This is a genomic window from Halomonas sp. 707D4, assembly GCF_024158685.1.
Classification (GTDB): Bacteria; Pseudomonadota; Gammaproteobacteria; order Pseudomonadales; family Halomonadaceae; genus Vreelandella.
The window spans coordinates 1-9925 of sequence record NZ_JAMZBD010000067.1 but is presented as its reverse complement, the minus strand read 5'-3'; the positions used below and the strand labels follow the sequence as shown (position 1 = coordinate 9925).

General features: G+C 64.9%; 17 protein-coding genes and 1 pseudogene. 9 read left to right on the top strand and 9 right to left on the bottom strand.

Annotated elements, in window-relative coordinates:
• The 4 genes from BIS11_RS04730 to BIS11_RS04715 all read left to right on the top strand — a co-directional run.
• Nucleotides 1-179: SDR family oxidoreductase (locus BIS11_RS04730; RefSeq protein ID WP_253585775.1), on the top strand; the 179-nt coding region annotated here is incomplete at its 5' end.
• A gap of 154 nt (nucleotides 180-333) precedes the next feature.
• Nucleotides 334-774, top strand: coding sequence for a tetratricopeptide repeat protein (locus BIS11_RS04725; protein WP_253420499.1), 441 nt, complete (start codon nucleotides 334-336; stop codon nucleotides 772-774).
• The gene (locus BIS11_RS04720) at nucleotides 764-1234 is read left to right on the top strand and encodes a DUF1456 family protein (protein WP_253420495.1); all 471 of its coding nucleotides are present in this window, start codon (nucleotides 764-766) and stop codon (nucleotides 1232-1234) included. Before BIS11_RS04725 ends, BIS11_RS04720 begins: the two co-directional genes overlap by 11 nt.
• A 164-nt stretch (nucleotides 1235-1398) precedes the next feature.
• The gene (locus BIS11_RS04715; protein ID WP_253420492.1) at nucleotides 1399-1803 is read left to right on the top strand and encodes a DUF4019 domain-containing protein; all 405 of its coding nucleotides are present in this window, start codon (nucleotides 1399-1401) and stop codon (nucleotides 1801-1803) included.
• Nucleotides 1804-1812: 9 nt separating this feature from the next.
• Here BIS11_RS04715 and BIS11_RS04710 read toward each other — a convergent pair whose 3' ends face one another.
• Entirely contained in the window at nucleotides 1813-2556 is a 744-nt protein-coding gene (locus BIS11_RS04710) for a class I SAM-dependent methyltransferase (RefSeq protein ID WP_253420489.1), read from the bottom strand.
• 153 nt (nucleotides 2557-2709) lie between these two features.
• On the opposite strand from BIS11_RS04710, the gene BIS11_RS04705 reads away from it, so the two are divergent.
• Nucleotides 2710-3132, top strand: a complete 423-nt coding sequence (locus BIS11_RS04705; protein ID WP_253420486.1) for an MAPEG family protein — start codon at nucleotides 2710-2712, stop codon at nucleotides 3130-3132.
• On the opposite strand, the gene BIS11_RS18625 is transcribed toward BIS11_RS04705, so the two are convergent.
• The 4 genes and pseudogenes from BIS11_RS18625 to BIS11_RS04690 all read right to left on the bottom strand — a co-directional run bounded on the left by BIS11_RS18625 (nucleotide 3129) and on the right by BIS11_RS04690 (nucleotide 4671).
• Nucleotides 3129-3686 carry a helix-turn-helix domain-containing protein gene (locus BIS11_RS18625; protein ID WP_253420483.1) on the bottom strand — a complete coding sequence of 186 codons (558 nt, stop codon included), beginning with the start codon at nucleotides 3684-3686 and terminating at the stop codon, nucleotides 3129-3131. The genes BIS11_RS04705 and BIS11_RS18625 overlap by 4 nt on opposite strands.
• Before the next feature lie 67 nt (nucleotides 3687-3753).
• A pseudogene (locus BIS11_RS18620) lies at nucleotides 3754-3957 on the bottom strand (AraC family transcriptional regulator); the annotation flags it as partial.
• A gap of 163 nt (nucleotides 3958-4120) precedes the next feature.
• Nucleotides 4121-4348: a hypothetical protein gene (locus BIS11_RS18615; protein ID WP_367399058.1), complete on the bottom strand. Its 228-nt coding sequence runs from the start codon at nucleotides 4346-4348 to the stop codon at nucleotides 4121-4123.
• A complete protein-coding gene (locus tag BIS11_RS04690; RefSeq protein ID WP_367399057.1) occupies nucleotides 4261-4671 on the bottom strand; it encodes a hypothetical protein in 411 nt (136 codons plus the stop codon). The genes BIS11_RS18615 and BIS11_RS04690 overlap by 88 nt, the downstream gene beginning before the upstream one ends.
• A 203-nt stretch (nucleotides 4672-4874) precedes the next feature.
• Here BIS11_RS04690 and BIS11_RS04685 point away from each other — a divergent pair, with 203 nt between their 5' ends.
• Entirely contained in the window at nucleotides 4875-5195 is a 321-nt protein-coding gene (locus tag BIS11_RS04685) for an antibiotic biosynthesis monooxygenase (protein ID WP_253420481.1), read from the top strand.
• A 68-nt stretch (nucleotides 5196-5263) separates the two neighbouring features.
• On the opposite strand, the gene BIS11_RS04680 is transcribed toward BIS11_RS04685, so the two are convergent.
• Nucleotides 5264-5866, bottom strand: coding sequence for a YqaA family protein (locus BIS11_RS04680; protein ID WP_253420479.1), 603 nt, complete (start codon nucleotides 5864-5866; stop codon nucleotides 5264-5266).
• Nucleotide 5867: 1 nt separating this feature from the next.
• Nucleotides 5868-6674 carry a DUF1206 domain-containing protein gene (locus tag BIS11_RS04675; RefSeq protein WP_253420477.1) on the bottom strand — a complete coding sequence of 269 codons (807 nt, stop codon included), beginning with the start codon at nucleotides 6672-6674 and terminating at the stop codon, nucleotides 5868-5870.
• Between the two features lie 148 nt (nucleotides 6675-6822).
• On the opposite strand from BIS11_RS04675, the gene BIS11_RS04670 reads away from it, so the two are divergent.
• Nucleotides 6823-7680 carry an AraC family transcriptional regulator gene (locus BIS11_RS04670; protein ID WP_253420475.1) on the top strand — a complete coding sequence of 286 codons (858 nt, stop codon included), beginning with the start codon at nucleotides 6823-6825 and terminating at the stop codon, nucleotides 7678-7680.
• Here the strand turns inward: BIS11_RS04670 and BIS11_RS04665 are convergent.
• Nucleotides 7639-8229 carry a LysE family translocator gene (locus BIS11_RS04665; protein WP_253420473.1) on the bottom strand — a complete coding sequence of 197 codons (591 nt, stop codon included), beginning with the start codon at nucleotides 8227-8229 and terminating at the stop codon, nucleotides 7639-7641. The genes BIS11_RS04670 and BIS11_RS04665 overlap by 42 nt on opposite strands.
• Nucleotides 8230-8383: 154 nt before the next feature.
• Here BIS11_RS04665 and BIS11_RS04660 point away from each other — a divergent pair, with 154 nt between their 5' ends.
• Together BIS11_RS04660 and BIS11_RS04655 are read left to right on the top strand one after the other, a co-directional pair.
• Nucleotides 8384-9253 (top strand): methylated-DNA--[protein]-cysteine S-methyltransferase, encoded by an 870-nt coding sequence (locus BIS11_RS04660; protein ID WP_253420471.1) that lies wholly within the window; start codon nucleotides 8384-8386, stop codon nucleotides 9251-9253.
• Nucleotides 9254-9276: 23 nt separating this feature from the next.
• Nucleotides 9277-9777 carry an O-acetyl-ADP-ribose deacetylase gene (locus tag BIS11_RS04655; protein WP_253420468.1) on the top strand — a complete coding sequence of 167 codons (501 nt, stop codon included), beginning with the start codon at nucleotides 9277-9279 and terminating at the stop codon, nucleotides 9775-9777.
• Nucleotides 9778-9784: 7 nt separating this feature from the next.
• Here BIS11_RS04655 and BIS11_RS04650 read toward each other — a convergent pair.
• A partial coding sequence (locus BIS11_RS04650) for a glutaminase (RefSeq protein WP_253585774.1) occupies nucleotides 9785-9925 on the bottom strand: 141 nt, incomplete at its 5' end.

Below are 9925 nucleotides of genomic sequence, written 5' to 3'. Positions count from 1 at the left end.
TTCATACCCAGATGCACGCCGATGGCGGCGAGCCGGGGCGGGTCGAGCGGCTGGCGCCGCAGATTCCGCTAAAGCGTGGTGGCACGCCGGAGGAGATCGCCCAAGGCATCGCCTGGCTTCTCTCCGAGCAGGCCTCTTACGTGACCGGCGCCTTCATCGACATGGCCGGGGGCAAGTGAGCATCCGCTGAGTCACCCCGCTAGCCGCCTCATAAGGATGCGAATCAAACCTTACAGCGGGCGCATTTGGCTTTAAACTGGCGCATCGAACAGGTCGCGCGACGGTCGATGTCCGCCGCGAGCCCTATCTTCATTCAAGAGACGTTTTCGCGTAATGATCAACACCAAGATTCACAAGGCCGTCTATGAGCTTGCCGAGAAGCTGATGCGCGCGGCTCACAAGGACGATCGCGAGAGTTTCGAGGCGCTCTACGGCGAGCTCGAGGCGATCTGTATCGACAACGAGTACACCGAGAAGGATCACCCGGAGCAGTGGGAGACCCTGGCGGATTTCACCGAGGAGTCCGATGAGGCGCTGGCGCTCTACCAGAAGGCGCTGGACAAGGCCGTCGCCAAGTCGCTGGATGACTACATCGCCTCCATCGGTTACTCCATGGCGAGCCTCTGGGTGGAGCTCGAGGACGAAGACGCTGCCCTTGTGGCGCTGCGCAAGGCGAAGGCCAGCGCCGGCAACATCGAGGACAACGACCTCAAGCGTGAAATCGACGAGCTGCTGCACTCATTGACCCACCCGGAGAGCCCGCGTGACCAATAACGACATCCTGCGCCGCGTGCGCTATATCTTCGATCTCAAGGACACCGCCATCGTCGCCATCTTCAGGCTGGCCGAAGCCGAGGTGGAGCAACCCAAGGTGACCGCCTGGCTGAAAAAGGATGACGACGAAGGCTACGCCGCGATGCGCGACCGGGATCTCGCCACCTTCCTCAACGGCTTCATCAGCTACAAGCGCGGCAAGCGCGAGGGCCCGGCACCCGCGCCGGAAGCCAAGCTCAACAACAACCAGGTGTTCCAGAAGCTGCGCATTGCGCTGAACCTGCAGGCCGACGACATTCTGGCCATTTTCGAGCGCGAGGGGCTACCGCTGAGCCATCACGAGCTGAGCGCCTTTTTCCGCAAGCCCGGCCACAAGAACTACCGCGAGTGCAAGGACCAGATTCTGCGCAACTTCCTGATGGGGCTGCAGAACCAGCATCGCCCCGGCGAGGGTAGCTAGCCCGCAAGGCATTCAGAACCAGTACGAAGCCCGGCCTTGTGCGTCGGGCTTCGTGTTTGAAGGCCCAATGGTGCTTGACGAGCATGACGAGGCAGGGGCGATTAAAGGTATGGCGGTTTCGCCCGATATAGAGAAGAACACTCTTTTTCTGCCACGAGCCTTTCATGCCGATGACGCTGCGCGCCTCGATCCTGTCGCTTTTGTTGATTGCACTGCCCGCCCATGCCCAGATGGAGGCCGCCGAGGCGGCGGTACTGGCTTGGCTCGAGAGCATCGACCAGGGCGACTTCGAAAAAGCCTGGGATGAGGCGTCGCCGCTGCTGCAGCGCCCACTCTCGCCCCGCATGCTGGAACGTACCATCGAGCTTGCCCGCCACGACTTCGGGCCGCTCGAGGCGCGCCGCCGCGTGCGGGTGACCAGCGATACCTCGATGCCCGGCGCCCCGCGCGACGACTACAAGATCTTCACCTACCAGACCCGCTTCGCCAACCGCGCCTCGATCACCGAGACCATCACCCCGCACCTGGAAGAGGGCGTCTGGCGGGTGAGCGGCTACTACGTGCAGTGAGCAGGCGCGTCACGCCTTGACGCAGACGAACAGCGCATTGCCTGCCTCGCCGTCCCAGGGTTCGATGGTGGCGTAATCGTGGGCGAACACATTCACGCTGAAATGCTCTTCCAGAAGCGTGATCAACGCCTCGAAGCCCACCGCCACCATGGCGTGCTCGTCGCCCCAGCGCTGCACGTCGTCACCGCGCTTTTTCTCGATGCTCAGCCGCAGCGCCTGGCGCTCGCCCGCGCCCGGGTAGTGCCAGCCGGACTGGAAGGTGAAGGTTTCCTCGCCTCGTGCCACGCGGTGCTTGACTGCCAGGGCGTTATCGATCTTGTCCTTGTCCACCGCGTTGAAGCAGAACACGCCGCCGGGCGAGAGCGCCTTCTGGGCGCGCGCGATGCAGGCTTTCAGCCGCGTGATATTCGCGTTGTAGTGGATCGAGTAGAGAAAGCAGGTGATCAGGTCCTGCGGGACGGTCACGTCGAAATCGCCCATGTCCTGCACGCTGAAGTGCGCCTCGGGGCAGCGCTTGGCCGCGCGCTCGAGCATCGGCGGGTTGATGTCGAGTCCGCCGCTGGTGAACCCGGCATCCAGAAAATGGCGCACGTGGGGGCCGGTGCCGCAGGCCAGATCCAGGTGGTAGCGCCCGCCGTTGCCGAACAGCTGGTTCAGGCGCATCACGCCGCGGCTCTGGGTGGGGTAGTCGATCTCCTCGCACATCAGGTCGTAGTAGCCGGAAAGATCGGTATAGAGGGCGTTGGCGGACATGGTCGGGCTCGCGCTGGATGGGGGGCGCATGGTAAACGCGTGCTCGGCGTTTGAAAAGCGGCGTACAGGTAGGCGTCCCGCCATTGGCTATACTGCTGGGGCGACGCTTTCGCGTCACTCATCGATACCGAGACACGAGCCAAAGGAGTCATCATGGACGACGCCGTATACTGGTATGCCGTGGCCGCCGTGCTGCTGTTTCTGAAGATGTGGGCGACCTCGCTCTACCAGGGTTATCACCGCATCAGCAAGATGACCTTCAAAACGCCGGAGGATGCGCGCATGGCGGGCAAGGAGCCGGCCAGCGAGGAGCTGCCCCAGGTGCAGCAGGCAGCCAAGGCGTGGTCGAACGACCTCGAGAACATCCCCATCTTCCTGGGGCTGGGCGTGGCCTACGTGATGGTCGGCGCCTCGCCGGCACTCGCCGGGTGGCTGTTCATGCTGTTCACCGCCGCGCGCTACGCCCATACCTTCTTCTACCTGGCAAGACTCCAGCCCTGGCGCACCCTTGCCTACGGGGTAGGGCTTCTCTGCCTGCTCGCGATGTGCGTCTTGATCTGTGTGGCGATCTTCTAGACCTGAGAGGTCATCGTTTCGGCGCGCCGCCAGGCGCTTGGCGTTGCCTTTTCCACGCGGGCCCAGCTGCGGCGCAGCTGACGCTCGTCGCCAAAGCCGGTTTCAGCGGCAATACGCGCAAGCGGCCAGCCGGTTTCGCTCATCAGCGCCTTGGTGCGCTGCATCCGGATGCCGGCGATATAGTCGAGAATCGACATTTGAGTCATGAGTTTGAACCGGCGGCGAAAATGGCGCTCGCTCATCGCCGCCTGGCGGGCGAGTGCCTCGACCCGCCAGGGCCGGGCTGGAGCCGCGCACAAGGCGTCCTGCACCCGGTGAATACGCTCATCCACGTGGTTGCGCCCCTCGAGCCAGGCGCCCAGCTGGGGCTCCTGGCCGCTTCTGCGCAGGTAAAGCACCATCTCCCGCGCCACCGCCAGCGTAAGAGCGTGCCCGCCTACCCGGGTCAGCCAGTGCAGCATGGTGTCGATACCCGTCGAGATGCCCGCGCTGGTCAAAAAACGGCCATCCTCGGTGAAGATGCAGTCGCGCTGCACCTTGGCCTCGGGGGGCACGCTCGCATAGCTGCTGCAAGAGCGAGTGGTGCGTGGTGCAGCGCCTGCCCGCCAGCAACCCCGCCTCCGCCAGCAGCAGCGTATCGGAGCAGACGGTCATCAGGGTATCCGCGTGTTCGGCGTTGGCCATGAGCCAGGCGAGGCTTTCACGCTGGGCATCGGGCTCGTACCCGTCGCGGTACTGGCCCGGAATCAGCAGCAGGTCCTGATGGGGCAACGTCTCCGGCAGCGGCTCGATGCCGGTGAGACTCAAGGGTCCGAGCCAGGCCATCGCCGCCTGCGGGCCCAAATAGCGAATCTCGATGGCAAGCGAAAGCCGGGCCGCGCTCGAGAGTACCTGGAGCGGGCCGATCAGGTCCAGCGGAACCTGGCCAGGCAGCATGAGTACCGCGACCCGCAGCGGGCGGTTGGCCGAGGAGGTAAAGGTCAAAGCGTCATTCACGCGAGGTCTGCCACTCGTCGATCAGGGTGTCGGTGTCGATGATACGCGCAAAACGCCCTTCGAGAACCAGTTCGGTGCGCGCCTTGATCTGCTCGGCGGACCAGGTCACCCCGTGCCGGGTCATGGGAAAGGTCAGGGTCGCGTCGCTTGCGAAATCGATCTGGTAGCCCAGATCCGAGCCGACCCGGGCGGTGGTCTCGCAGCACTGCTCGGTGCGAATGCCGCTGATGACCAGCCGGGTGATGTCGCGAGCGTCGAGCCACGCTTGAAGGCGTTGTGAACGCGCTTGTGGAAGGTGACGTCGGCGCTATCCTCGAACCCCGCGAGCGGACGAATCAGCCCCTGCGCCGGGTCGAAGGGCGTGTCGCTCCCCGGCGCCTCGTGAAAGATTCTCACCAGGGGAATGCCCTGCGCCTTGGCAGCCTCGAGCAGGGCGCGCTGCTGTGGCCGCCACTGCTCGGCGAGCGCCTCGACCCAGTACTCCCTGGCGGGAAACGAGGCCTGTACATCGATCAACAAAAGCGCGGTAGATGAAACGGTCATGGGCGTGGCTCTCTTTGCAGTGTGATCTTTACAAGGCGAGAGCCAAGCTTACGAGCGCGCGCTGTCCGCCGCGAGGCGCCGAGCGGCCAACAAGCGGACACTTTCGGCCAAACGACGAGGGGAGATACCGCCCTCATGCGTCAGCGGCTATCATGGCCGCATCACGCCTTACCGCGTTCACGTACCAGGAGCCTGCCGTTCTCATGACCCAGATCGCCAAGACCCCCGAGCCGCCTTACTACGCCGTCATTTTTACCTCGGAACTTGGCGAGAATACCCGAGGCTACGGCGAGATGGCGGAGCGCATGGTGGCGCTGGCCGCCGAGCAGCCGGGGTTTCTGGGAATGGAGTCCGCTCGGGAGGGGCTGGGCGTGACGGTCTCCTACTGGGCAGATCTGGAGGCGATCCGCACTTGGAAGGCCAACGCCGAGCATTTAGTGGCGCAGCGCCTGGGCCATGACACGTGGTACACGCACTTCACCACGCGGATCGCCCGAGTCGAGCGGGATTACTCCAAAGCCTAGGTGAACAGCGCACAGGCTGGCAGCCAGCCAAGGGCCGAGCGTCGGCCCGGCCCGAGATTCATGGCCCGTTACATCAGACGGCTGGCGATCAGCTGCATGCCCAATACCAGCACCAGAATCAGCGCGCCGCCCAGCAGGCTCGTCATCAGCGCGTGGCGTTTCCACATGCGCTCGACCTCATGCCCAAAACGGTACACGAGCCACGCGATCCCGAAGTAGCGCACGCCGCGGGAGAGCAGGGCGGCGAGCAGGAACAGCAGGATGGGATAGCCCGAAAGCCCGGCGGTGATCAGCGCCACCTGGTAGGGAATCGGGAGGATGCCGATCGCGACGATGGCGGCGAACCCGTACTGGCTGAAGAACGTCTGAAAGCTCTGGAAGCTCTGCTCGATCCCCATGACGCCGATCAGCCAGGTGCCGAGCGACTGGAAAAGCGCCATGCCGATACCGTAGCCCGCCAGCGACCCGAGCAGACACCCGGCGGTGACGACCGCCGCGATCGACCAGATGCGCGCGCGGTTCGAGGCCATCAGCGGAATGATGATCAGCTCGAGCGGCACCGGCAGGATGAGCGTCTCGAGAAACGACAGCGCCCCGAGCAGCCAGAGCATGCGCCTGGAGCGGTTGAGGCGCGTGAGCCACTGCTTATGGCCGTGCGAGAAAAGTACCATCTCAAAGGCCAGGATCGATGCGACGGTAGATCGCCGCCAGCACGCTGTAGGCGCCAAAGGCGAAAAGCCCCAAGGCGACGAAGGCTAGAAGCCACTGTCCGAAGGCCTGATCGCGCAGGAAACTGAAGACCTCTTCGGTCCCACCGGCTTCGTTGGCGTTGACGTGATAGGCCGCGAGCATGAAGAAGCCGCCCACGATCACGAACACGACGCCGCGAATGATCAACCCGAAGCGGCACACCGGGTACGCCCAACGTTTGGTCGATTCGGGCATGGCGAAGTGCTTGTCGAACTTGGCCTGGGCGCCCTTGATGCAGTGCGCGATGCCCGCGCCGATGATGCAGACACCCGCGGCGCCCACCAGGTAACGGCCAAAGGGCTGCTCGAAGAGCCAGCTCACCGTGCCCTGGGAGCCCTGGGAGCCGTCGGAAGCGCCGAGACGAAAGATCAGGCTGGCGGCGTAGAACGCCAGCAGCGCATGGGTGATCGCGCTGATCAAGAGCCCGGCCCGAATGGCGATACCCTTGGCACCGGTGCCGTGGCCGTCGGTATCCTTGATCGCCTGGATCGATCGCCACATGGCGTAGCCTAGAAGCCCCAGTGCGATCAGCCCGAGCAGTACCTTGCCAAATGGTGCTGTGAGCAGGCGCTCGAGCGCGCCGCGGCTGCCTTCGGTCTGCCCGCCCTGACCGAAGACGGCCAGCGCCGCCAGGCCGCCGACCAGCAGGTAAACGATACCGCGAGAGGCGTATCCCAGGCGGGCGTAGAGTCGAATGGCATCCTTGTGATCGGGGGTACCGGTAGCCACGATGTCCTCCTGACGTGAAATGGCGGGCTTCACTCCCTTGTGAAGCGGATGACCCGAGGCGGGTACGAAAGCTACTGTAGTATAGGTCAGCAAAGCGAGGGCGAAACCCTTGCTATTTATTCGCTGCACGCACTGTCTGGAAAACGCCGTGAACGCTTCGACTCCTCTTTTCTGGCGCGACCCGCGCCTGCCCGAGGTGGAACTGCGCGTGATTCGCGATGCTCGCCACGTTGCCTACGCGCTGCACAGCCACGACCACTGGTCCCTGGGCGCAGTCACGCGGGGCCAGAGCACGTTCGTCTATCGGGACGAGCATCACGCCATTCGCGCCGGGGATCTGGTGCTGATGAATCCCGGCTGGGCGCACGCCTGCAACCCGCTTCAGAGCGAGCCCTGGGCGTACCTGATGCTCTACGTACAGACCGCCTGGGTCAGCGAGCTTCGCTTCAACGCGGGGCTTTCGCGCTCGCCGCAGTGGCAGGATATCGCCACCGGCGTGATCTCGTCGCCGCTCCTTTACCAGCGCTACCGGCGCACCATCGCCGCGCTTTTGAACAAGCGCTTGTCGGCACCGGCCAAAAAGGCAGCGCTTGCCGGCTACCTGCGGGAAGTGTTCGTCCATCTGGATGCCCCCACGGCACAAGAGCGAGAGCGTGTCTCGCCGGCGTTGGCGGCATTGGCCGCGTATCTCGATGACAATGCGCTCGAAGCGGTGACCCTCGACGAACTGTGCCGCCTCTCGGGCTACAGCGCTGGCCACCTGATTCGCGCCTTCAAGCGCCATTTTCACATGACGCCCAGGGCCTACTTGATCAACCGGCGGGTCGAGCTGGGTCGCGAGCGCCTGAAGCAGGGGCACTCCATCGCAGATACCGCCTTGACCCTGGGTTTCAACGACCAGCCGCATTTTCAGCGCACCTTCAAGCGGCTGCTGGCCGCCACGCCGAAGCAGTACCGCACCTGCCTAATCGAGCAGGATGACCACGGCGCTTGCCGCCAGCAGTAGTGCCAGTACCCGGTTGACCACCCTAAGCACGTGGGGCTTGTGAACGTGGCGCTTGAGAAACGCCCCGGCGTAAACCCAGCTTGCCAGCGACAGCCAGCAAATGGGCAGATAGAGCGCGGCGAAAACGACGATCAATCCGGCGTCGCCGCCGGTATAGGCGCTGATGCCGGAGGCCGAGGCGAGCCACGCCTTGGGGTTGAGCCACTGCATGGCGGCGCCGGTCCAGAAGCCCGGTGCCTTTGGCGGGCGCGCCTCGGAAAGCCGACCGTCGTCCAGGGCCAACCTGGCGCTCAGGTAGAGCAGAAACGCCACCCCCGCAAAGCGCAGCAGCGTTTCGAGCAGCGCTACGCGGGTGAGCAGGGCGTAGAGCCCGGCGCCGATACCCAGAAACAGAGCGATGAAGCCAAGCGTGGCGCCGGTGACGAACGAAAGCCCGCGCCTTGCCGGGTAGTGGGTGGCGCTGCTCAGGCAGACCAGATTGACCGGGCCGGGAGAAATGGAGGCCGCCAGGGCGAAGGCGGACATCGGCAGCAGCAGCGACAGGTTCATCGTCATCCTCGTCATCGAAAGGTGAGCCCCGAGTGTGCCGGTCGCGCCCGGCGGCGTATTGTAGAAAATTGACCTTTCGCAACTGCGCAAGATTCGGGTCACACGGCCCGCGCTCTTCGCTTATGCTTGGCATCACCAACCCAGGGAGCGAGCGATGGACGACTACGGGCGAATCGAGAAGGCGATGGCCTACATGGTGGAGAACGCCGCGCGCCAGCCGGATCTGGCCTGCGTCGCCGCGCAGGTTCACCTGAGCATGTACCATTTTCAGCGCCTTTTTCGCCGTCACGTCGGCGTCTCGCCCAAGCGCTTTTTACAGGCGCTGACGCTCGAGCGTGCCAAGTGCCTCATCGCCTCCAGCGTCTCTCTTCAGGAAGCCGCCGAAGCGGTGGGCCTGAGCGGCGGCTCGCGGCTGTTCGATCACTTCGTCACCCTCGAGGCGGTCTCGCCCGGGGAGTTCAAGAAGCGCGGCGAAGGGGTCACGTTGACCTACGGCGTCCACCCGAGCCCGTTCGGCGCGGTGCTGGTCGCGACCACGCCTCGCGGTATCTGCCGCATGGCGTTCATCGGCGCCGCGGGCATCGACGAACAGCTGGCGCTACTCGAAAGCCAGTGGCCGCGAAGCCGCCTGGTGCTCGACGTCGAGGCGACCCGGGCGCCGGTCGAGGCGCTGTTCGGCGACGGGGCGAGGGTTTCGAGTACGCTTTCGCTGCACGTGGCGGGCACCAACTTTCAGATGGCGGTGTGGCGGGCGCTTTTGGCGATTCCCGAAGGGGCGCTGGCAAGCTATGGCCAGATCGCCCAGGTGCTTGGCAAGCCCGGGGCGTCCCGCGCGGTGGGCAGTGCCATCGGCGCCAACCCGGTGGCACTGTGGATACCCTGTCATCGGGTGATTCAGCAGAGCGGAGCGCTCGGTGGCTACCGCTGGGGCGTGGCGCGCAAGCAGATGGTGCTGGCCTGGGAGAGCGGCCGGCGCGCGGCGAAGGAGAGCGAAAGCGAGCCGGGTCGGCTATCGTTACCTTGATAGCTTGATACGGAGGGAACGCCATGAAGATCGACGCGCTACAGGCCGATATCACCACGCTCGAGGTCGACGCCATCGTCAACGCCGCGAACCGGTCGCTGCTGGGCGGCGGTGGGGTCGATGGCGCGATCCACCGCGCCGCCGGCCAGGAACTCAAACAGGCCTGCCGGGCGCTCGACGGCTGCGAGACCGGCGACGCCAAGCTCACCGAAGGCTTCAAGCTTCCGGCGCGCTACGTGATCCACGCCGTCGGCCCGGTATGGAACGGCGGCGCGCGCGGCGAGGCGCAAAAGCTCGCCAACTGCTACCGCCGGGCGCTGGAGCTGGCGGATTCCGTCGACGCTCGCTCCATCGCCTTCCCCAGCATCAGCACCGGTATCTACCGGTTTCCCATCGAGCGCGCCGCCGAGATCGCGGTCCAGACCGTCGAGGAGACGCTGCCGGGCACGAGCGTCGACGCGGTCACCTTCTGCTGCTTTTCCGCCGATGATCTGGCGGTGTACGAGGCGCTGCTGAAACGCTGAGCACGCCCTAGTGGCCGAATACCGACCAGCCCGTGCGCTGGACGAACATCTCCAGCGCCCGGGCGCCCAAAAGGCTGTTGCCGTACTCGTCGAGCCCCGGTGACCAGACCGCCAGCGACCCGCGCCCGGGGGCGATGGCGAGTATCCC